Raw genomic sequence first — 21,929 nt, 5'->3', positions numbered from 1 at the left:
GGGTGGGCGTATTCCCGTCAGAGGCGAAAAACACCTTCGAGGTTCAGTCCCTTTGCCCCTTTATCCGGTGATTGACGTCACGGAAGATTGCTAGGGACCCACTGCGCGTCATACGGTCAGTGGTCGACTTTCGACTCTTCTCGGATTTCCCCCCCATCCCCTCTTCATCCCCGCCAGGAGCCAAAGCCCGTGCCCTCTGCCGGACTCGCCCCCCGACGCATCGTGCAGCTGACAGCGCTGTTCGCGATGTTCGCGCTCTTCGCGACGCAGCTCGCGACCGCGCTGATCCCCTACGTCCCGGTGTTCGTCGCCGCGGCCGCCGCGAACCTCGCGCTCGACATCTATCTGCAGTACAAGCAGCCGGGCCTCCTCTCCCTCCTTGGCAAGATCCGCTTCGACGTCACGGTGCGCCAGCTCCTGCGCGACATGCTGATCCTGGTCGGCCTGCTGCGCATAGACGGCATCGAGCCGCTGGCCGAGCAGTCGCCGCTGACGATCGGGCTGCTCACCTTCTACGCCCTGCACTTCGGCTGCCAGGCCGTCGCCGTGCTGGTGCGCCGCACCCGTTCGCTGCCGATCGTCACGCGCAACATCGACACGTCGAAGCTGCACCTGACGGCCGCCCCGCCGCGGATCCTCTCCCGCCGCCAGGCCCACCGCCTGCTGACCTTCTCGGTCCCGACGACGGTCGGCCTGCTGGTGACCGCGGCGACCACCGACGCGTACTGGGGCGGCATCGGGCTCGCCGTCTCCCTCGTACTGATCGGGGCGGGCGCGCTGTACCTGGCCACCTGGCTGCTCCCGAAGAAGCGGGCGAAGAACGACCAGAAGGTCATGGAGTGGCTCGACGAGTGGCTCGCGGCCTACAAGCCGACCGTCGCGATGTACTTCTCCGGCGGCTCCACGTCCGCGTACCAGGCGAACATGTGGCTCTCCACGCTCTCCGAGCTCGACGGCAAGCCGCTGATCGTGCTGCGCGAGCGCTTCATGGTCCAGAAGATCGACGCGACGGACGTCCCGATCATCTGCTTCCCGAAGGTCGCCACGATGTTCTCCCTGGAGACGTCGACGCTGAAGACGATGCTGCACCCGGCGAACGCCGCGAAGACCTCGCAGGTCCTGCGCATCCCGACGATCAAGCACGCCTTCATCAACCACGGCGAGAGCGACAAGCTCTCCTCCTGCAACCCGTACGCGAAGGCGTACGACGAGGTGTGGGTGGCGGGCCCCGCGGCCCGCGACCGCTACCAGCTCGCGGACATCGGCGTCGAGGACAAGGACGTCGTCGAGGTCGGCCGCCCGCAGCTGTCGCCGATCCGCCCGTACGCGGGCGCGCCCACCGGCGCGTACACGACCGTGCTGTACGCCCCCACCTGGGAGGGCTGGGACGGCAACCCCGGCAACACCTCGGTGGTCCTGGCCGGCGAGAACATCGTCCGTGAGCTCCTCGCGGACCCGAGCGTGCGCCTCCTCTACAAGCCGCACCCGATGACCGGCTCGCAGAACCCGGCGGCGGGCGCCGCGAACGAGCGCATCAAGGCGATGATCCTGGCCGCCAACGCCAAGCGGTCCGGTGCCCGCCCCGGCGCCGAGGCCGCGGCCGAGCTGGTCCGCCGCACCGCGGAGCTGGACCGGCTGACCGCGCGGTCCTTCCGCAAGAGCGCGGACGAACAGGAGCGCATGATGCTCCAGGGCGCCCCCGAGGGCGACCAGCAGGCGGCGGTGGCGGCCGCGACGGCCGCGTGGGAGACCGCGTTCTGGGCGTCGTTCCCCGAGTGGGAGCACCAGATCATCACCACCGCGCGTCCCGCGATCTTCAACTGCTTCAACCAGGCCGACCTGCTGATCAGCGACGTCTCCTCGGTCGTCTCGGACTGGCTGAGCAGTGAGAAGCCGTACGCGGTCGCCAACACGGCGGGCATGTCCGAGGCGGAGTTCCGCGCGAGCTTCCCGACGGCGTCCGCCGCGACGATCCTGACGCCCGAGGCGGAGGGCGTGGCCGCCCTCCTGAAGGCCGTACGCACGCCGGAGCTCGACTCCCACGCCGAGGCCCGCGCGGAGCTCAAGGAGCACCTCCTGGGCCCCTCGGACCCGCCTTCCCTGGTCCGCTTCAACGCGGCGGCCCTCGCACTGAGCGCCAAGGCCGACGCCCGTCGCGTCCGCATGGCCACCCGCGTCGACGCGGACATCCCGGGCCAGCGCGTCGCGGAGGAAGCGGCGGAGGAGATGGCGCAGGACCCGTCCGAGTCGAACGGCGCGGAGGACTCGGTCACGGCGTGACCGTCCGCACGCGGACACACGCGACAGGGGCCCCGGAGCTTGCAAGCTCCGGGGCCCCTGTCGTCTGTCCGTACGGCGGTTCCAGCGGGGAGTGCTAGAAGGGCTTGAAGTCGTCGTACTCCTTCTGCGCCTCGTCCCGCTCCGCCTCGCGGTCCCTGCGGCGCTGTGCGGCCGGGCGGGGCGCTTCGAGGCGGTGGTCCTCGCCACGGCGGCCGAGCATCTCCGCGCCCGCCATCATCGTCGGCTCCCAGTCGAAGACGACCGCGTTCTCCTCGGGGCCGATGGCGACGCCGTCGCCGTTGCGGGCGCCCGCCTTCATCAGCTCTTCCTCGACGCCGAGGCGGCTGAGGCGGTCCGCGAGGTAGCCGACGGCCTCGTCGTTGTTGAAGTCGGTCTGGCGCACCCAGCGCTCCGGCTTCTCGCCGCGCACGCGGTACAGCGGCTCGCCGCCGACCTCCTCGCGGGTGACCGTGAAGCCGCTGTCGTCCACGGCCTTGGGGCGGATGACGATGCGGGTCGCCTCCTCCTTCGGCTTCGCGGCACGCGCCTCGCCGACCAGCTCGGCGAGGGCGAACGAGAGCTCCTTGAGGCCCTTGTGGGCGACGGCGGACACCTCGAAGACGCGGTAGCCGCGCGCCTCCAGGTCGGGCCTGACCAGGTCGGCGAGGTCCTGTCCGTCGGGTACGTCGATCTTGTTCAGGACGACGAGGCGCGGCCGGTTCTCCAGGCCCGCGCCGTACTCCCGCAGCTCGGCCTCGATGACGTCGAGGTCGGAGACGGGGTCGCGGTCGGACTCCAGGGTCGCCGTGTCGAGCACGTGGACGAGCACACTGCAGCGCTCGACGTGCCGGAGGAACTCCAGGCCGAGGCCGCGGCCCTGGCTGGCGCCAGGGATGAGACCGGGCACGTCGGCGACCGTGTAGACGGTCGATCCTGCCGTGACCACGCCGAGGTTGGGGACCAGCGTCGTGAACGGGTAGTCCGCGATCTTCGGCTTCGCCGCGCTCAGCACGGAGATCAGCGAGGACTTGCCGGCGCTCGGGTAGCCCACCAGCGCCACGTCGGCGACGGTCTTGAGCTCGAGGACGACGTCCCGCTCCTCGCCGGGCACACCGAGCAGCGCGAAGCCGGGGGCCTTGCGGCGGGCGGAGGCCAGCGCCGCGTTTCCGAGGCCGCCGCGGCCGCCCTGGCCCGCGACGAAGGTGGTGCCCTGGCCGACCAGGTCGGCGAGGACGTTGCCCTCCTTGTCGAGGACGACCGTGCCGTCCGGCACGGGCAGGACCAGGTCCTGGCCGTCCTTGCCGGAGCGGTTGTCGCCGGCGCCGGGCTGGCCGTTGGTGGCCTTGCGGTGCGGGCTGTGGTGGTAGTCGAGGAGCGTGGTGACGTCCTGGTCGACGACCAGGATCACGTCGCCGCCGCGGCCGCCGTTCCCGCCGTCGGGACCGCCGAGCGGCTTGAACTTCTCACGGTGGACGGAGGCACAGCCGTGGCCTCCGTTACCCGCGGCGGCGTGCAGCTCAACGCGGTCCACGAAGGTGGTCATGGTTCGGTGCCTCCAGAAACTAACGGAAATGTCTTAGCTGTGTTGTAACCATTTACAACACGCGAAAGGCGGACCCGCTTCCCGATCACCGGGAAGAGAGGTCCGCCCTCGCAGAACTCGCTCGACGAGCGCCTGATCAGTCAGAAGAGACGGACTCAGGCGGCCGGAACGATGTTCACGACCTTGCGGCCACGGTGGGTACCGAACTCCACCGCACCGGCGTCCAGCGCGAACAGGGTGTCGTCCTTGCCGCGGCCGACGCCCGAGCCCGGGTGGAAGTGGGTGCCGCGCTGGCGGACCAGGATCTCACCGGCGTTGACGAGCTGACCGCCGAAGCGCTTCACGCCGAGCCGCTGAGCATTGGAATCGCGCCCGTTCCGAGTGGACGATGCGCCCTTCTTGTGTGCCATCTTGTCTCAGTCCCTTACTTCGCAGCCGTGGGGATACCGGTGATCTTGATCGCCGTGTACTGCTGACGGTGACCCTGACGACGGCGGTAACCGGTCTTGTTCTTGTAGCGAAGGATGTCGATCTTCGCACCCTTGTGGTGGTCCACGACCTCGGCCTGGACCTTGATGCCGGCCAGCACCCACGGGTCGCTGGTCACAGCGTCGCCGTCGACAACGAGCAGGGTCGAGAGCTCGACCGTGTCGCCAACCTTGGCAGTGGAAATCTTGTCAACCTCAACGATGTCGTCGACAGCAACCTTGTGCTGACGACCACCGCTGCGCACGATGGCGTACACGCGGATCTCTCTCTCGCTCGGAACGGGACCCCCGCAGTCCAGCCGCCCGCAGAAGCGGAACGGCCTCTCTCACAGCCGGGGCCACGAGAGGAAAAGGGTTTACAGGGGGCGGGCGCGCATAGGAACACGCCGACGGTCAAGGTTACGGGGCTGCCCCGGAAGGGTCAAACCGGCCCCGCTCCCCCGTCACGTGACCGGCTTCTCACCGTCCGGCGGCAGCGGCTTGACGCCCTTGCACAGGTCCGTCTTGTCGGCGCTGCCCGGCCAGGCCACGGCCCGCGTGCGGTCGAAGTGCGAGCGGTACGTATCGTGCACCGAGTCGTCGTCGATCTTGACGATCGCCTCGTCGTTCTCGCGCAGCGCCGGCGCCGTGTAGTTCTGCGAGCCGGTGAAGGAGACCTTGTTCCGCTTGCCGTCGTACACGCCGTCGACCAGCAGGTACTTCGAGTGGATGATGTACGGCGCCGCGAGGCGGGAGCCGGGGTGCAGCGGGTCCCTGTCGTCGTTGTAGCAGCGCACCGAGGGGCCGCCCGACGTGTGCAGCTGCTCCCAGGTGCCCGGGGTGCCGCCCTGGCTCTTGGCGCTGTCCGTCTCCGCGTACAGGATGCTCACCGAGCAGCCGGCCTTCTTCAGCGAGACGAGCTTGTCGGCGATCTGCTTCCGTGTGATCTTGAAGATCGCGGCGCGGACCTTGGTGTGCTGCGTGACGCCCGCGGCGTCCTTGTACGTGCACTTCACGTTGTTCAGGACCGAGTACATGGTGTCGGTCTCGTTGACCGTGCCGTTGCGCGGGAAGAAGTACGCCTTGTAGCGACCGCTGCTGACCGTGCGGTAGTCCCAGTCGGCCCAGCGCTTGCCGAGCATGTCCGTGAAGTAGTCCGCGTACGCGTCGTACATGGCGGGGTTGTTCGGCAGCAGCAGCGCGTCGTTGAAGAACTTGGTGTGCGCCGAGGGCGTCGAGTTCGAGGTGGTCTGCACGACCACGTCCTTGGCGCCCTCGACCTCCGAGAACAGCCAGAACTTGTTGTGCATGATCGACTTGCCGTACCTCGGGGCGCCCAGACAGGACTTCCCCGTCGGGCACAGCGACACGAAGGACGACTTGGTCTTGTCCGTGCCGAGCGCCGTCTTCAGCGTGTTGTACGAGGTGTTCGTGGGCCGGTCGCTCTTGCTGGTCTCGTCGAGCAGCATCTGCACGTGGACGCCGCGGTTCTTGGCGTCGACGAGCGCGTTGACGACCGAGGCCTCCCACACGTGGTAGACAGCGACCTTGATCGTCGAGCCGGGCACGGCGGAGTTCGTCAGCTCGATCAGGCGGGAGCGGATCGCGTACTGCGCGTCGACGTCGCCCTTCGGGTCGTTGAAGATCGGCCCTTCGGTCCAGGTGGGCCCGGCGTCCGCCGACGCGGTCCCCACGGACCCCGCGGCCTGGATCCCGGCCGCCGAAAGGACCGTGGCAAGAGCCACCGCCTGACGGCCGCCCCTGACCGGTTTCACCGCACGGTGTCGTCCCGTGCCTCGCAGGCGCGCATGCGCCATCAGTCATCCCTCCCCCGGACGCGTGCACGCCGTCTCCCCACACGCGTGCTCACGCCCCTGTTCATTTATCAGACCTCAAGAGTTTTACAGGTACTCCCCCGCGCTCCAAGGCCGGGGCAGCGCCTTCACACTTTCGGGGTGTAATGACTCATTTGCCGGACACACCGGTGCCCCCTGCCCGACGGAGGACCGTCGGGCAGGGGGCACCGGTGCGCGAAGGGGTCAGGCCTCGTCGGCGCTGGCGGAGACGCCGGACGGCGTCTGCTCCGCCGCCGCGGCCTTCTTCGCCGTCGCCTTCGTCGCCTTCTTGGCCGTCGTCTTCTTGGCGGCCGTCTTCTTGGCCGCGGTCTTCTTTGCGGCCGTCTTCTTCGCGGGCGCCTTCTTGGCAGCCGTCTTGCGCGCCGTCTTCTTGGCCGGAGCGGCTTCCTCGGCGGGTGCCTCGGACTCCGTCGCGGCCTTCTCGGCGGGCTGCTCGGCCGGCTTCTCCGCCGACGGGACGACCATGACGGCCGCCTCGGCGGACGCGGTCGGCGCGGCGGCCTTGCGCACCGCACGGCGGCGCGGACGCGGCGGCGCGGCGTCGGCGACGGGCGCCTCGACGGTGCCGGTCACCGGCTCGGTCACCGGCTCGGCGACCTGCTCCGCCTTCGGGGCCTCCGTCACGACGACCTCGGTGGCCTCGGGCTCGGCGGCCTTCGGCGAACCCGCGGGCGACGTCGCCTTGCGGACCGCACGGCGGCGCGTACGTCCCTTCGGCGCGGCGTCGTCCACCGGCGCCTCGGGGGCCGCGGCGGCCTCGGCGTGTGCCTCCTGCGCCGCCTCGACGGCCGCGGGGCTGCCCACCATCGGGTCCTCGACGGCCGGGGCCTCGGAACGGGCGACATCGGACTCGACGACCGGGACCTCGGCGTCCTTGGCCGCGGCCTTCGCGGCACGCTCCGCCTTCTGGGCGGCCTTGGCCTTCCTGCCCGACTTCTTCGCGGCCTTCGGAGCCTCGTCCGTGGGAGCGTCCGCCTGCGGAGCGTCGGCCTGCGGGGCCTGCTCCGCGGGAGCGGTCTCCGCGCGGGGAGCGCCCGCCGGAGCCGACGCCCGGCGCGTCGCGCGCCGCCGCGAACGGCCGCGGGACGACGCGGCGGCCTCGGCCTCGGCCGCGCTGCTGTAGAGCTCCTCGTCCGCGACGAACTCGGGCTCGGGCAGCGCCACCGGAGCGGCGACCTCGGCCGCGACCTCCGCCGCGGTCTCGGTCTCCGGCTCGGCGACGTCCGCCGTCTCCACCTCGTGCGTGTGCTCGTGACCGTGGTCCTGCTGGTCCGAGCCGCCACGGCCGCGCTTCTTGCGCTTGCCGCCGCCACCGGCGGAGGTGGGCTGCTCCATGTGCACGATGACGCCGCGGCCGTTGCAGTGCACGCAGGTCTCGGAGAAGGACTCCAGGAGGCCCTGTCCGACACGCTTGCGGGTCATCTGGACCAGGCCGAGCGAGGTGACCTCGGCGACCTGGTGCTTGGTCCTGTCCCGGCCCAGGCACTCCAGGAGGCGGCGCAGGACCAGGTCCCTGTTCGACTCCAGGACCATGTCGATGAAGTCGATGACGACGATGCCGCCCAGGTCGCGCAGGCGCAGCTGGCGCACGATCTCCTCGGCCGCTTCGAGGTTGTTCCTCGTCACGGTCTCTTCGAGGTTGCCGCCCTGCCCGGTGAACTTGCCGGTGTTGACGTCGACGACGATCATCGCCTCGGTCTTGTCGATCACCAGCGAGCCGCCGCTCGGCAGCCAGACCTTACGGTCCAGGGCCTTGGCGAGCTGCTCGTCGATCCGGTACGTCGCGAAGACGTCGACCTCGGACGTCCACCTGGAGAGGCGGTCCGCCAGGTCGGGCGCGACGTGCGAGACGTAGCCGTGGATGGTCTGCCACGCGTCGTCGCCGCTGACGATGACCTTGGAGAAGTCCTCGTTGAAGATGTCGCGGACGACGCGGACGGTCATGTCCGGCTCGCCGTACAGGAGGCTCGGCGAGCTCGTGGAGATCGCCTTCGCCTTCTTCTGGATGTCCTCCCACTGCCCCTGGAGCCGCTCGACGTCGCGGCGCAGTTCGTCCTCGCTCGCGCCCTCGGCCGCGGTGCGCACGATGACGCCCGCGTCCTCGGGGACGATCTTCTTGAGGATGGTCTTCAGACGTGCGCGCTCGGTGTCGGGCAGCTTGCGGCTGATGCCGGTCATCGAGCCCTCGGGCACGTAGACCAGGTAGCGGCCCGGCAGCGAGACCTGGCTGGTCAGACGGGCGCCCTTGTGGCCGATCGGGTCCTTCGTGACCTGCACGAGGACCGACTGGCCGGACTTCAGGGCGGACTCGATGCGGCGGGGGCCGTTGGCCATCCCGAGCGCCTCGAAGTTGACCTCACCGGCGTACAGGACGGCGTTGCGGCCCTTGCCGATGTCGATGAACGCGGCCTCCATGGACGGCAGCACGTTCTGGACCTTGCCCAGGTAGACGTTGCCGACGTATGAGGTGGCCTGTTCCTTGTTGACGTAGTGCTCCACGAGCACGTTGTCCTCGAGGACGCCGATCTGGGTGCGCTCGCCGTTCTGGCGGACGACCATGACGCGCTCGACGGCCTCGCGGCGGGCCAGGAACTCGGCCTCCGTGATGATCGGGACGCGGCGGCGGCCCTGCTCGCGACCCTCGCGGCGGCGCTGCTTCTTGGCCTCGAGGCGGGTCGAGCCCTTGATGGACTGGACCTCGTCGGCGCCGGTGCCAAGCTCGCGCTCCTCCTTCTTGCGGGGCTCGCGGACCTTGACGACCGTGCGCTCGGGGTCGCCGTCGCCCGGCTCGCCCTCGGCGGAGTCACCGGCGCGCCGACGACGGCGGCGACGGCGACGGCTGCTGCTGGAACCGGCGCCGTTGGACTCCGCGGCGTCGTCGGCGGCCTGGGCGTCGTCGGGCTCATCGGACTCGTCGGCGTCGTCGGACGCGCCGTCGTCGGAGCGATCCTGCTGCTCGGCGTCGTCGGAGTCGCCCGACGCGTCGTTCTGCTCGCTGTCCTGGTCGGCGGAGTCACCGCGGCGACGGCGGCGGCCACCGCGACGGCGACGGCGGCCCTGGCGCTCGCCGGACTCCTCCGTGTCGTCGTCGGAGTCGGCCTGCTCGGCGGCGGCCTCCTCGGGCTCCTCGGCCGGCTGCTCCTCGACGGGGGCGGCCTTGACCGGCTCGCGCTCCTCGGCGACGGGCTGCTCGTCCGCGGCGCGACGGCGGCGGCGACGGCGCGGCGTCGTCTCCTCCTCCGCGACGGGGGCGGGCGTGGGCTCGGGCTCGGGTTCGGCGGGCGTGTCCTCGGCGGCCTCGGCGGCGGCCGCCGCGGCGGCGCGCTCCGGGGTCTGGAACATCGGCTCGGCGAACACCGGGGCCTGGAAGACGGCGACGGCGGGGCGGGCGGGCTTGCGGCCGCCGTCCTCGCCGGACTCCTCGGCGCGCTGGGCCTTGCGGGCCTTGTGCGCGGACGGCGCGGAGAACCCGGTGGCCGCGGTCTTGCGGGTGGCGCGGCGGCGACGGCCGCGGGGCGCGTCGTCCTCGGCGGCCTCTGCGGCGGCTTCGTCGGCCGGGGCCTTCTCGACGGCGGCCGGCTGGTCGGCGAACTTGGCGGCCACCTCGTGCTCGGCGGCCTGCGGCGCACCGGCGGGCGCGGAGGCGCCGCGGGTCGCGCGACGGCGCGCACGCCCCTTGGGCGCGTCCTCCTCGGCGACCGGCTGAGCCTGCGCGGGGGCCTCTTCGACGGCGGCGGCCGTCTCCTCGGCGGTGGTCTGCGGCTCGGCGGCGGGGGCCGCGGCGCGGGTCGCACGACGGCGCGTACGTCCCTTGGGCGCGTCCTCCTCGGCGACGGGCTCGGCGACCGGCTCGGTCTGCGCGGGGGCCTCCTCGGCGGCCTGCGGAGCGCCGGCGGGGGCGGAGGCGCGGCGGGTGGCACGGCGGCGCGGGCGCGCGGCGGGGGCCTCCGCGGCCTCCTCCTGCGGGGCGGCCTCCGGTGCCGCCTCGGCGGCGGGCGCGGGCGCGGCGGCGGGTTCCGTCGCCTCGGCGGTCTGCGGCGCGCCCGCCGGGGCGGAGGCGCGGCGGGAGGCACGGCGGCGCGGGCGCGCGGCGGGAGCCTCCGCGGGCTCGGGCGTCTGCGCGGGCTCGTCGGCCGCCGCGGCGGCGGGAGCCTCTTCGGCGGCGGGGGTGGCCGGTATGGCCGGAGCCGCGGCTTCGGCGGCGCCGGTCGGCGGACCCGCCGGACGCGATGCGGCGCGGCGCTTGCGGCGCGGCGGCAGGGTGTCGCTGGGGGTGTTGTTGTCCGAGCCCTCGGTGGGTTCGTTCGGCTCAAGCATGCGGGCGGTTCTCCCGTCACGCTCCCGGGCGCCGCGCCTGATCCGGTGATGTCGCGGCTCGCGCTGTGCGCGGGGCCGCCATCCGGGGGCGTGGGCGCCGCACGGGAGCTCTATGTCTTGTCTCGCCGGTTCCGTACGCCCATGTGCGGACGGCCTGGCGAAAGTCTCGGTCAGTGCGCTGCCCGACCCAGGTGGCTCCCGAGTACGAGGGCTGCGCGGTGACGTACGTCCTTACCGGGGGCCTTCCGGCGCCGGCACCTTCGCGGCGGCAGGTACGGCGGCCGTGGGTGGAGCGGCCGTGTCTGCCTCGCGGTCGGGCGCGAGCGGGTCGGTCACCGTGCCGGTCTCTTCATCGAAAAGCCCCTGCGCCAGCCTGGTCACCGCTGCGGGGACCGGCGGCGCCAGGTCGGCCACAGCTCGGAGACCGGACAGGACGTCGTCAGGTCGTACGGCAGGTGTCACGTGCCGAACAACCAGCCGCAGTATCGCACAGGGCTTGTCGCTCGGCCTATCAGCATCGTCGGCGGACGGTCCGCCGTCGACGGTCGTCAGGCTCACCACGGCCTCGCGTGCGTCGAAGGTGCGCATGCCGTTCTTCGTGCGGCGCTGGACCTCGACCTTCTCGGCCGTCGTGAACTGCTCGGCGGCGCGCCGCGCCACCGCGGGCTCCACGCCGTCCAGGCGCAGCTCCCAGACGGACGCCGTCAGCCGGTCGGCGAGTCCCGAGGTGCGGGACTCGACGGCGTCGATGATGTCGAGCCCGGCGGGCATCGACTCGTCGAGGAGCTCACGGAGCTTGTCCGGGTCGCGCGGTGCGGTGAGCGCGATCTCCAGGTACTCGGCCTCACTGCCCGTGCCGGTGGGTGCGGCATTGGCGTACGACACCTTGGGGTGCGGGGTGAACCCCGCCGAGTACGCCATGGGCACCTCGGCGCGGCGCAGCGCACGCTCGAAGGCGCGCTGGAAGTCACGGTGGCTGGTGAACCGGAGGCGGCCGCGCTTGGTGTAGCGCAGGCGGATGCGCTGCACCGCGGGTGCGGGCGGCGGGCCTACGGGCTGTCGCTTGCCCAGTGTCGTCAGTCCTTCATGAGTGCGGTCGTACTGCTGCCTAGAGTACGTGTCTCGGGCGTGTCGGGTTCCCGCCGGGCCACCGGGACCGGCTCGCGCGGCGCTCCGAACAGCGTCCGCCGTACGTCGGCGCGGGCCTGGCGGACGGTGTCCCTGGCCGAGGCGAGCGCCCGCCGCGTCGTGCGGCGGACGCTCCGGGCGGCCGCGGCGACGGGGTTCCACAGGGTGTCGCGGATGACGTGCCCGAGGGGCGTGAGCACGGTGCGGTACGCCCACCGGACCGGCTCGACGAAGATCCACCGAAGGAGTGTGCCGAGGAAGCGGCCCACGACGAGGGAGATGTGCCCGGCGATGCGCCAGGCGTGTCCGAAGGCGTCGGCGATCTCCCGCGCGACGACGGCGACCGCCCTCCCGACGGGGGCGAGCACCCAGCGCCACAGGGCGACGAGGGGCACGACGAAGAGCAGGCGGAGCAGCGTGGTGATGCCGCGTCCGGCCGGTGTGAGCACGGCCTTGTACAGCCAGACGGCGGGCACCACGATCAGCGTACGGACCAGCCAGGCGATCCCGATGCCGACCGGCACGACCACGTACCGCCACAGGCCCACCCAGGGCCACACGAACACGGCCTTGCCCAGCCATACGAGGCCGGCCCACAGGGCGTGGCCGACCGGCGTCAGCACGCGCGCGTAGAGCCACGTCGCCGGGATGACGAGGAGGACCCGGCCCAGCCAGGCGATGCCGTGGCCGATGGGGGTCAGCACGCGCGCGTAGAGCCACATCACGGGGACGACGAGCAGGCCGTGGCCCAGCCGACCGAGGCCCTTGCCGACCGGCACGAGCACATACCGCCACAGGCCGACCCACGGCCACACGAAGACGGCCTTGCACAGCCACGTCAGTACGGTGCCGATGCCCCGGCCGACGGGACGCAGCGCGTTGCGGTAGAGGAAGTTGCCGCACACGGCGAGCGCGTCCCACAGCAGGCGCACGGGGACGACGAGCACGAGCACGACGATCCGCACCGGGATGCGGATCGCCACGGCGAGACAGCCGTCGGCCTGCGCGGGAGCCACGGGCGGCGCGGGCTGCGCGGGCACTGCGGGCTGCGTGGGCGCCACGGGCTGCGCGACCTGAGGGTCAGGCCGTTTTTCCAGGTCCATGTCGTCCTAGACGCGCGCGGCGCCGGTTCGGATCCAGTACCGCAGTTTCCCGCTGCGTTCGTCCTCGAACGTGCCGCCCGCCGCCTCGATGACCTTGCGCGAGCCGATGTTGTCGGTGTCGCAGGTCACCAGGACGGATTCCAGGCCGAGTCCGGCGGCGTGCGGGAGGCAGGCGCGCAGCATGTCGGTGGCGTGGCCGCGGCGTCGGGCGGAGGGGCGGACGTCGTAGCCGATGTGGCCGCCGTACTCGCGCAGGAAGCGGGTGGCGATGGTGTGCCGGATGGTGATCCTGCCGAGGTAGTCGGCGTCGTCGACGTACCAGAGCGTGGTGACGGGGACGGAGTGCGCTTCGGCGGGGTGCGCGGCGGCACGGACCTCGGCGACGTACGCCTCGAAGACCGCGGGGTCCCGCCAGCGCCGCCCGTAGTCGCGCAGGGTCGCGCCGAGCGTCGTGTCGTCGTCGGGCCCGCCCCGCCCCTCGGCCCGGAACTCCTCCATCGCGGCGATGTAGGAGCGGTGCACCAGGCCGGTGGGCAGGGCGAGTTGCGGCAATTGAGGGTCCGGCTACTTCACGACGGTGAGCGGCAGGAGCTTCTTGCCGGTGGGGCCGATCTGGATGTGCGTGTCCATCTGCGGGCAGACGCCGCAGTCGAAGCACGGGGTCCAGCGGCAGTCCTCGACCTCGGTCTCGTCGAGCGAGTCCTGCCAGTCCTCCCAGAGCCAGTCCTTGTCGAGACCGGAGTCCAGGTGGTCCCAGGGCAGCACTTCTTCGTAGGTGCGCTCGCGCGTGGTGTACCAGTCGATGTCGACGCCCATCTCGGGCAGCGTCTTCTCGGCACACCGCATCCAGCGCTCGTACGAGAAGTGCTCGCGCCAGCCGTCGAAGCGGCCGCCCTCTTCGTAGACGGCGCGGATGACGGCGCCGATGCGGCGGTCGCCGCGCGAGAGCAGGCCCTCGACGATGCCGGGCTTGCCGTCGTGGTAGCGGAAGCCGATCGAGCGGCCGTACTTCTTGTCGCCGCGGATCTTGTCGCGGAGCTTCTCCAGGCGGGCGTCGGTCTCCTCGGAGGAGAGCTGCGGGGCCCACTGGAACGGGGTGTGGGGCTTCGGCACGAAGCCGCCGATCGACACCGTGCAGCGGATGTCGTTCGAGCCGGAGACCTCGCGGCCCTTCTGGATGACCTTCGTCGCCATGTCGGCGATCTGGAGGACGTCGTCGTCGGTCTCGGTGGGCAGGCCGCACATGAAGTACAGCTTCACCTGGCGCCAGCCGTTGCCGTACGCCGTCGAGACGGTGCGGATGAGGTCTTCCTCGGACACCATCTTGTTGATGACCTTGCGCATGCGCTCGGAGCCGCCCTCGGGGGCGAAGGTCAGGCCCGACCGGCGGCCGTTCCTGGTCAGCTCGTTGGCGAGGTCCACGTTGAAGGCGTCGACGCGGGTCGAGGGGAGGGACAGACCGATCTTGTCCTCCTCGTACCGGTCGGCGAGGCCCTTGGCGACCTCGGCGATCTCGCTGTGGTCGGCGGAGGAGAGCGAGAGCAGGCCGACCTCTTCGAAGCCGGTCGCCTTGAGACCCTTGTCGACCATGTCGCCGATGCCGGTGATGCTTCGCTCCCGCACGGGGCGCGTGATCATGCCGGCCTGGCAGAAACGGCAGCCGCGGGTGCAGCCGCGGAAGATCTCCACGGACATGCGCTCGTGGACGGTCTCGGCGAGCGGGACGAGGGGCTGCTTGGGGTAGGGCCACTCGTCGAGGTCCATGACGGTGTGCTTGGACACGCGCCACGGCACGCCGCTGCGGTTGGGGACGACGCGGCCGATGCGGCCGTCCGGGAGGTACTCGACGTCGTAGAACCGCGGGACGTAGACGGAGCCGGTCCTGGCGAGGCGGAAGAGGACCTCCTCGCGGCCTCCGGGGCGGCCCTCGGCCTTCCAGGCGCGGATGATCTCCGTCATGTCGAGCACGGCCTGCTCGCCGTCGCCGATGATCGCGGCGTCGATGAACTCCGCGATCGGCTCGGGGTTGAAGGCGGCGTGACCGCCGGCGAGGACGATCGGGTCCTCGACGGTGCGGTCCTTGGACTCCAGCGGGATGCCCGCGAGGTCCAGGGCGGTCAGCATGTTCGTGTACCCGAGCTCGGTGGAGAAGCTCAGGCCGAAGACGTCGAAGGCACCGACGGGGCGGTGCGAGTCGACGGTGAACTGGGGGACCCGGTGCTCGCGCATCAGGGCCTCCAGGTCGGGCCAGACGCTGTAGGTGCGCTCGGCGAGCACGCCCTCGCGCTCGTTGAGGACCTCGTAGAGGATCATGACGCCCTGGTTGGGCAGCCCCACCTCGTACGCGTCCGGGTACATGAGCGCCCAGCGGACGTCGCAGGACTCCCACGGTTTGACGGTGGAGTTCAGCTCACCGCCGACGTACTGGATGGGCTTCTGCACATGCGGGAGCAGAGCTTCGAGCTGTGGGAAGACCGATTCGGCAGACATCGCGGACCTTCATGAGCTGGCAGGGGTGACCATCAAGCGTACCCCGGCGTTCAGCTCCCCAGCGCCGACCGCACTTTCGCCCGGGACGCCTCGGCCCACACCTCGGGCAGTTCCCGCTCACGGTTCGCGCCCACCGCCTCCTCCTGGCCGTACAGCACGCCCCAGGTGAACGCGGACTCCCCCGCCAGGTGTGCCTGTATGGCCAGGGCGCGCAGGGCCTCGCGCGCGACGACGCTGTCCTGGTGGTCGCCGAGCACCTTCTGGACGGACTTCATCCGTCGGGCGAACCGCTTCGCGGGCTTTCCGAGCGCGGGTTTCGCGGCCTCGCCCGCGTACCGGGCGCGCTTGGCGGCCTTGCGGGCCTCGTGCAGGGCGACGTCGCGCTCCGGGCCCGGGGGCAGGCTGAGGGCGTGTTCGATACGGGTGGCGAGGCGGGCGTAGTCCTTGAGGGCCGCCTTGACGAGCGCCTTCTCGGGCGGCGCGGTGGCCGCGGGGCGCAGCGGGGGCGCGGCGATGAGGGCGTCGAGGTTGTCGAGGAGGGCGAGGTAGCGCTTGCTCTCCAGGACGGCGACCGTCCTGCGCCGGGAGCCCGCGCCGCGGGCGACGGTCCAGATGCGCAGGCGTCCGCGCACCGGGCCGAGGAGGAGGGTCCTTGGCACCGCGCCGATGCGCTCGGTGAGCCGTTCGGTGAGGACTTCCTGGTCGCGGTCGACGCCCAGCTCGGCGGCGAGCCACTTGAGCTCCTCACCGATGGGGTCGGTGACCGTGCGGTCGAGGATCTTCCGGTACGACTTGAAGGCGCTGCGCAGCCGCCTCGTGGCGACCCGCATCTGGTGCACGGAGTCGGGCAGGTCGCGGCGGACGGCGGGGTCGAGCGATACGAGGGCGTCGCGCTGGGTGCGGAGACGAGCGAGGACGTGGTCTCCGGAGGAGACGGGTGTGTCGTCCTCCAGGTGGACGACGGCGTGGCCCGTGCCCTCGTCGTCGGTGCACTGGGTCTCGGGGTCCATCGGTGCTGTCGTGCGCAGGGCCCGGTTCAGCTTCGAGGACCACGGCGAGCGTTCGACGCCCGCTTTGCGGAGCTTCTTGTCGACCTTGTCGAGCAGCTGCGGGTCGCCGTCGTCGGCGAGCTCGACCTCCAGTTCGGACCAGCCGATGCGCTCGCCGCCGGGGGTGCACCGCTCGGCGCGGACCGCGTCGAGGCTGACCTCGGCGAGCAGGGTGCCCTCCGCGTCGACGAGGTGCCACACGTGCCGTGTGGTCTCCAGGCGCAGCAGCGGCACCAGTTCGGCCTCGCGCACCCGGGCGCGCACGAGACCGAGCAGGGCGCGCGGCACCGTGTCCGAGAGCGGCGCGTGGATCTCGTCGCGCACGCCGTCGGCGAGCGACACGGGAAGCTTCAGGTGCCAGCCCGCGTCGTGGCCTCCGGTGCGCCGGCGCAGCGTGATGGAGGCCGCCGCGAGCCGCTGGTCGGGGGTGTCCCAGTAGACGGCGTCCAGGTCCGCCGTGCCTTTGTCGACGACGCCCGTGACCCCGGTGACTCCGGAGAGGTCCGGCAGCTCCGTGCCCGCTGTGACGTCGTACTTCCGCTCGATCTCGCGCTTCGTCTCCGCCATGAATTGAATCTAGACGCGAAATCGGAAGGCAAACATGGCTGGGGCGACACCGGCGTCGACTAGGCCGACATCGGTCGTTGCACCTTGATCGACTGGAGCAGTCCGACGGCCACCCAGACCGCGAACATCGATGATCCTCCGTACGAGACGAAGGGCAGCGGAAGACCCGCGACCGGCATGATGCCGAGGGTCATCCCGATGTTCTCGAAGGACTGGAAGGCGAACCACGCGATGATTCCGGCGGCGACGACGGTGCCGTAGAGCTCGGTGGTCTCACGGGCGATGCGGCAGGCGCGCCACAGGACGACGCCGAGCAGGACCAGGATCGCGCCCGCGCCCATGAAGCCGAGCTCCTCGCCGGCGACGGTGAACACGAAGTCGGTCTGCTGCTCGGGGACGAACTGGCCGGTGGTCTGCGAGCCCTTGAAGAGGCCGGTGCCGGTCAGCCCGCCCGAGCCGATCGCGATGCGTGCCTGGTTGGTGTTGTAGCCGACGCCCGCCGGGTCGAGGGCGGGGTTGGCGAAGGCCGCGAAGCGCGCGATCTGGTAGTCGTCGAGGACGCCCAGCTGCCATATGGCGACCGCACCGGCGACGCCCGCGCCGAGCAGCCCGAACACCCAGCGGTTGGAGGCGCCGGAGGCGAGCAGCACGCCGAGCACGATCATCGCCATCACCATGACCGAACCGAGGTCGGGCATGAGCAGGACGATCATTATCGGGACGGCGGCCAGGCCGAGGGCCTGGAGGACGGTGCGGTGGTCGGGGTGGTCGCGGTCGCCCGCGTCGACGCGGGCCGCGAGCAGCATCGCCATGCCCAGGATGATCGTGATCTTCACGAACTCGGAGGGCTGGAGCGAGAAGCCGCCGCCGAGCACGATCCACGCGTGCGCGCCGTTGATCGTCGCGCCGAGCGGGGTGAGGACGAGCAGGACCAGGAAGACGGAGATGCCGTAGAGGATCGGCACGGCCGTGCGCAGGGTGCGGTGGCCGAGCCAGACGGTGCCGATCATCAGGGCGAAGCCGATGCCGGTGTTCAGGACGTGCTTGAGCGCGAAGGAGTACGGGTCGTCGCCGACGAGCTCGGTGCGGTTGCGGGTCGCCGAGTAGACGAGCGCGGTGCCGATCCCGGAGAGGGCGATCGCCGCGAGCAGCATCGGCCAGTCGAGCCGGCGCACTATCGAGTCGCGGGCCAGGAGCCGCGACACCCCGGAGCGCTCCGGGCCGTACCCGGAGACGGAGAAGCCGCTGCCGGTCATCAGTCGCGCCTCCAGTCGGCCGGCGGGCCGGCCAGTTGCTGCTCGGCCGGCGGCTTGGGGGCCGCGGGCTTGTACGGCTTGATCTTCGGGGAGGCGATGGAGCCGTCGGGCTTGATCTTCGGCAGGTTCTTCTGCGGCTCGGGCAGGAGGGCCTTCTTCGCGTCCTGCTTGCCCTCGTCGTCCAGGCCGTAGATCGCGTTGTAGATCTGGCGGACGGCGGGGCCGGAGGCGCCGGAGCCCGTACCGCCCTGGGAGATCGTCATGACGATCGTGTAGTCCTTGGTGTACGTCGCGAACCACGAGGTGGTCTGCTTGCCGTAGACCTCGGCGGTACCGGTCTTGGCGTGCATCGGGATCTTGTCCTGCGGCCATCCCTGGAACCGCCAGGCCGCCGTGCCGCGCGTGGCGACGTCGGCGAGGGCACCGTCTATGTCCTTCTGCGTCTTGGCGTCGAACGGCAGCTTGCCGTGCGACTTGGGCGCGATCTCCTCGACCTGCCGGCCGTCGGCGCTGACGATCGCCTTGCCGACGGTGGGGTCGTACAGGGTGCCGCCGTTGGCGATGGCCGAGTAGATCGTGGCCATCTGTATGGGCGTCACGAGGGTGTCGCCCTGGCCGATGGAGTAGTTGACGGAGTCACCGGCGCGCATCTTCATGCCTTCGAGGCAGTTCTCGTAGGCGATGCGTTCGGCGTAGTCGCCGCCGCTCTTCTTGCCCTGCTTGCACCAGGCGTCCTTGTTGGCCTTCCAGTAGTCCTTCTTCCACTGGCGGTCGGGGACGCGTCCTGTGACCTCGTTGGGGAGGTCGATGCCGGTCTCCTTGCCGAGGCCGAACTGGTGGGCGGTCTTGTAGAACCAGTCCTTGGGGTCCTTGACCGGCTTGTTGCCGCCGTCCTTGCGCCACTGGTCGTGCGACAGCTTGTAGAAGACGGTGTCGCAGGAGACCTCGAGTGCCTGGCCGAGGCTGATGGAGCCGTGACCCTTGGACTCGTAGTTCTTGAAGGTCTGGCCGCCGATGGAGTACGAGCTGGGGCACGGGTAGCGGCCGTTGAAGTCGTAGCCCGCGTTGACCGCGGCGGTCGTCGGGATGACCTTGAAGATGGAGCCGGGGGCGGCCTGGCCCTGGATGGCGCGGTTCAGCAGCGGGTAGTTGGACTTCTTGCCGGTGAGCCGGGCGTAGTCCTTGCCGGAGATGCCGCCGACCCAGGCGTTCGGGTCGTACGACGGGTTGGAGGCCATGGAGACGATGCGTCCTGTCTTGTTCTCCATGACGACGACGGCGCCCGCGTCCGCCTTGTAGTTTTCGTTGGTGTTCTTGTCGAACTCCTTGCGGGCCTTCTTCATCGCGTCGTTCAGCCAGTACTCGGAGACGGCCTGCACGCGCGCGTCGATGCTGGTGACGACGTTCGCCCCGGGCCGCGCGTCGTCCGACTCGGCCTCGCCGATGACACGGCCGAGATTGTCCACTTCGTAGCGGGTCACGCCGGCCTTGCCGCGCAGCTGCTTGTCGTACGTGCGCTCCAGGCCGGAGCGGCCCACCATGTCCGAGCGGAGGAACGGCGAGTCGGTGTTCTCGGCCTTCTTGATCTCCTCGTCCGTGACGGGCGAGAGGTAGCCGAGGACCTGGGCGGTGTTGGACTTGCCGGGGGCGGCGTAGCGTCGCACGGCCGTGGGTTCGGCGGTGATGCCGGGGAAGTCCTCGGAGCGCTCGCGGATCTGCAGGGCCTGCTTGGGCGTCGCCTCGTCGGTGATCGGGATGGGCTGGTACGGCGAGCCGTTCCAGCAGGGCTGCGGCGTCTTGGCGTCGCAGAGGCGGACCTTGCCCTCGACGTCCTCGGGCTTCATGTCGAGGACGTCGGCGAGCTTGGCGAGGACCGCCTTGCCGTCGTCCTTCATCTTCATCAGGTCGGTGCGGGACGCGGAGACGACGAGGCGGGTCTCGTTGTCGGCGATGGGCACGCCCCGGGCGTCCAGGATCGAGCCGCGCACGGCGGGCTGGACGACCTGCTGGACGTGGTTGCCGGAGGCCTCCTCGGCGTACTCGTCGCCGTTGCGGACCTGGAGGTACCAGAGGCGGCCGCCGAGGGTGAACAGGAGGGAGAGGACGAGGATCTGGATGATGACGAGGCGGATCTGGACGCGCGGGGTCCGTCCGGTCTCGGGGATGTTGGTCACAGGCGCTTGACCCCCTTGATGCGTCCGGCGCGGGCCACGCGGGCCTTGGCCGCCTTCGCCCGCAGGCCGCCGCGCTGGTTGCCGATGCTCAGCCCGGTGCCGGACGAGAGCCAGCCGGAGGAGACGTCGGAGGACTTGTTGGCCGGCGAGTTCTCCCCCAGCGGGTCGTTGTCGGCGCGCCGGGCCAGCGCGATGATCAGCGGCACGGTGAACGGCGCGAGCAGCAGGTCGTAGAGCGCGGCGGTGAACAGGAGCCCGACCAGGCCCACATGGCGGGCGGCGGTGTCGCCGACGAGGGAGCCGACGCCCGCGTACAGCAGTGTCGAGCCGATGGCGGCGCTGACGACCACGACGAGCGGTCCGGTGGCGGAGCGGAGCCGGCCGCCGTCGGGCTTGGCGAGGCCCGCGAGGTAGCCGATGACGCAGAGCACCAGCGCGTACCGGCCCGCTGCGTGGTCGGCGGGCGGCGCGAGGTCGGCGAGGAGGCCCGCGCCGAAGCCGACGAGGGCGCCGCCGACGTGGCCGTAGACCAGGGCGAGGCCGAGGACGGTGAGCAGGACGAGGTCCGGGACCGCGCCCGGCAGCTGGAGCCGCGCCAGGACGCTGACCTGGATGACCAGGGCGACGACGACGAGGGCGGCGGACAGCAGGATTCGGTTGAAGCGCATGGGTCCGGTCTCCTACTGCTCGTCGTTGCCTGCGTCGGCGCCGTCCACCGGCCGGCCCGACGGGGTGGCCGTGACGGTCACCGTCGGGGTCGGCTTGGGCTTTTCGGGCTTCTTCGGCAGGACCGTGTCGCGCGGGTCCTCGCGGGGTGCTTCGACGACGACGCCGACGATGTCGAGCTTGGTGAACCCGACGTACGGCTTCACGTAGACGTTGCGGGTGAGGTCGCCGCCCGACGGGTCGACGCGGACGATCTCGCCGACCGGGACGCCCGGCACGAACGGCTTGTCCTTGCGCGAGCCGAAGGTGACCAGGCGGTCGCCCTTCTCGACCTCGGCCTTGCCGTTGAGCAGCTGGACGGAGAGCGGACGATCGCCCTGTCCGGTGGCGAAGCCGAGCTCGTCGGTCTTCTCCATGCGGGTGCCGACGGTGAAGTCGGGGTCGTTGGCGAGCAGGACGGTCGCGGTGTTCGGGCCGACCGTGGTGACGCGGCCGACCAGGCCGTCGCCGTTCAGGACGGTCATGTCGCGCTTGATGCCGTCGTTGGCGCCCGCGTCGATGGTGACGGTCCAGGAGAAGCCCTGGGCCGCTCCTATCCCGATGACCTCGGCGCCCTTGATGCCGTACTGCCCTGCGCCTGCTGTCTTCAGCATGCTGTCGAGCTGGCGTACGCGGCTGCGGTTGCGGTCGTCGCTGCCGAGCTTGGCCTTCAGCGCGGCGTTCTGGCGCTCCAGTTCGGCGATGCGGTTGTGGCGTTCACCGGAGTCGCGCACCGCGCCGATGGCGTTGCCGATCGGGTCGACGGCGGAGGACATGCCCTCCTCGACCGGCCCGAAGACGGTGGCGGCGGCCTGGCGGGCACCGTCGACCGGTGAGTCCTCGCCGCCGCGGATGTCCACCGTGATCAAAGCGAACGCGATGGCGACCAGCAGCACCAGGAGCAGCCGGCTCTCTCGTGTGTCCCTCACGTGCGGCGGCGTGCCTTCCTCAATCGGATTCCGTGGAATCTGCGGGTTCCACGAGGTTCTGGGGA

The 21,929-nt window shown here is 71.0% G+C and carries 15 protein-coding genes; 1 reads left to right on the top strand and 14 read right to left on the bottom strand.

The genetic code is table 11. The annotated features are described in order from the left end of the window. Positions 1-189 precede the first annotated feature (189 nt). A complete protein-coding gene (locus AC07DO_RS02290) occupies positions 190-2,280 on the top strand; it encodes a hypothetical protein (protein WP_479056413.1) in 2,091 nt (696 codons plus the stop codon). A gap of 94 nt (positions 2,281-2,374) precedes the next feature. Here AC07DO_RS02290 and obgE read toward each other — a convergent pair whose 3' ends face one another. From obgE to mreC, 14 genes are all read right to left on the bottom strand, one after another. Continuing rightward, a complete protein-coding gene (obgE, locus tag AC07DO_RS02285) occupies positions 2,375-3,823 on the bottom strand; it encodes a GTPase ObgE (RefSeq protein WP_479056412.1) in 1,449 nt (482 codons plus the stop codon). A gap of 155 nt (positions 3,824-3,978) precedes the next feature. Next, positions 3,979-4,233 (bottom strand): 50S ribosomal protein L27, encoded by a 255-nt coding sequence (gene rpmA / locus AC07DO_RS02280; protein ID WP_150167684.1) that lies wholly within the window; start codon positions 4,231-4,233, stop codon positions 3,979-3,981. Positions 4,234-4,247: 14 nt separating this feature from the next. Next, complete coding sequence (gene rplU, locus AC07DO_RS02275) at positions 4,248-4,568, bottom strand: 50S ribosomal protein L21 (protein WP_055566950.1); 321 nt, start codon at positions 4,566-4,568, stop codon at positions 4,248-4,250. 186 nt (positions 4,569-4,754) lie between these two features. Next, entirely contained in the window at positions 4,755-6,107 is a 1,353-nt protein-coding gene (locus AC07DO_RS02270; RefSeq protein ID WP_479056411.1) for a phospholipase D-like domain-containing protein, read from the bottom strand. 222 nt (positions 6,108-6,329) lie between these two features. Continuing rightward, positions 6,330-10,463, bottom strand: a complete 4,134-nt coding sequence (locus tag AC07DO_RS02265; RefSeq protein WP_479056410.1) for an Rne/Rng family ribonuclease — start codon at positions 10,461-10,463, stop codon at positions 6,330-6,332. Between the two features lie 231 nt (positions 10,464-10,694). Further along, positions 10,695-11,492, bottom strand: a complete 798-nt coding sequence (locus AC07DO_RS02260) for a TIGR03936 family radical SAM-associated protein (protein ID WP_479056409.1) — start codon at positions 11,490-11,492, stop codon at positions 10,695-10,697. Positions 11,493-11,539: 47 nt separating this feature from the next. After that, positions 11,540-12,694 carry a hypothetical protein gene (locus AC07DO_RS02255; RefSeq protein WP_479056408.1) on the bottom strand — a complete coding sequence of 385 codons (1,155 nt, stop codon included), beginning with the start codon at positions 12,692-12,694 and terminating at the stop codon, positions 11,540-11,542. Positions 12,695-12,700: 6 nt separating this feature from the next. Further along, positions 12,701-13,246 carry a GNAT family N-acetyltransferase gene (locus tag AC07DO_RS02250; protein ID WP_479056407.1) on the bottom strand — a complete coding sequence of 182 codons (546 nt, stop codon included), beginning with the start codon at positions 13,244-13,246 and terminating at the stop codon, positions 12,701-12,703. Positions 13,247-13,258: 12 nt separating this feature from the next. Continuing rightward, positions 13,259-15,184: a TIGR03960 family B12-binding radical SAM protein gene (locus tag AC07DO_RS02245; protein ID WP_479056405.1), complete on the bottom strand. Its 1,926-nt coding sequence runs from the start codon at positions 15,182-15,184 to the stop codon at positions 13,259-13,261. 50 nt (positions 15,185-15,234) lie between these two features. Then, on the bottom strand, positions 15,235-16,800 hold the full coding sequence (locus AC07DO_RS02240; RefSeq protein WP_479056404.1) for a CYTH and CHAD domain-containing protein: 1,566 nt from the start codon (positions 16,798-16,800) through the stop codon (positions 15,235-15,237). A gap of 59 nt (positions 16,801-16,859) precedes the next feature. After that, entirely contained in the window at positions 16,860-18,056 is a 1,197-nt protein-coding gene (gene rodA, locus AC07DO_RS02235) for a rod shape-determining protein RodA (protein WP_479056403.1), read from the bottom strand. Continuing rightward, the gene (gene mrdA, locus AC07DO_RS02230) at positions 18,056-20,230 is read right to left on the bottom strand and encodes a penicillin-binding protein 2 (protein WP_479056402.1); all 2,175 of its coding nucleotides are present in this window, start codon (positions 20,228-20,230) and stop codon (positions 18,056-18,058) included. The genes rodA and mrdA overlap by 1 nt, the downstream gene beginning before the upstream one ends. Then, on the bottom strand, positions 20,227-20,898 hold the full coding sequence (gene mreD, locus AC07DO_RS02225; RefSeq protein ID WP_479056401.1) for a rod shape-determining protein MreD: 672 nt from the start codon (positions 20,896-20,898) through the stop codon (positions 20,227-20,229). The genes mrdA and mreD overlap by 4 nt, the downstream gene beginning before the upstream one ends. A gap of 12 nt (positions 20,899-20,910) precedes the next feature. Continuing rightward, a complete protein-coding gene (gene mreC / locus AC07DO_RS02220; RefSeq protein WP_479056399.1) occupies positions 20,911-21,864 on the bottom strand; it encodes a rod shape-determining protein MreC in 954 nt (317 codons plus the stop codon). Positions 21,865-21,929 lie beyond the last annotated feature (65 nt).

This window comes from Streptomyces sp. NPDC045678 (genome assembly GCF_056432085.1).
This window is presented reverse-complemented; position numbering and strand designations above follow the sequence as displayed.

What these genes read in the sequence shown, in the direction of transcription:
- obgE (WP_479056412.1), bottom strand. Translation starts at nt 3,823, where the DNA reads ATGACCACCTTCGTGGACCGCGTTGAGCTGCACGCCGCCGCGGGTAAC.
- rpmA (WP_150167684.1), bottom strand. Translation starts at nt 4,233, where the DNA reads ATGGCACACAAGAAGGGCGCATCGTCCACTCGGAACGGGCGCGATTCC.
- AC07DO_RS02270 (WP_479056411.1), bottom strand. Translation starts at nt 6,107, where the DNA reads ATGGCGCATGCGCGCCTGCGAGGCACGGGACGACACCGTGCGGTGAAA.
- AC07DO_RS02265 (WP_479056410.1), bottom strand. Translation starts at nt 10,463, where the DNA reads ATGCTTGAGCCGAACGAACCCACCGAGGGCTCGGACAACAACACCCCC.
- AC07DO_RS02255 (WP_479056408.1), bottom strand. Translation starts at nt 12,694, where the DNA reads ATGGACCTGGAAAAACGGCCTGACCCTCAGGTCGCGCAGCCCGTGGCG.
- AC07DO_RS02245 (WP_479056405.1), bottom strand. Translation starts at nt 15,184, where the DNA reads ATGTCTGCCGAATCGGTCTTCCCACAGCTCGAAGCTCTGCTCCCGCAT.
- AC07DO_RS02240 (WP_479056404.1), bottom strand. Translation starts at nt 16,800, where the DNA reads ATGGCGGAGACGAAGCGCGAGATCGAGCGGAAGTACGACGTCACAGCG.
- rodA (WP_479056403.1), bottom strand. Translation starts at nt 18,056, where the DNA reads ATGACCGGCAGCGGCTTCTCCGTCTCCGGGTACGGCCCGGAGCGCTCC.
- mreD (WP_479056401.1), bottom strand. Translation starts at nt 20,898, where the DNA reads ATGCGCTTCAACCGAATCCTGCTGTCCGCCGCCCTCGTCGTCGTCGCC.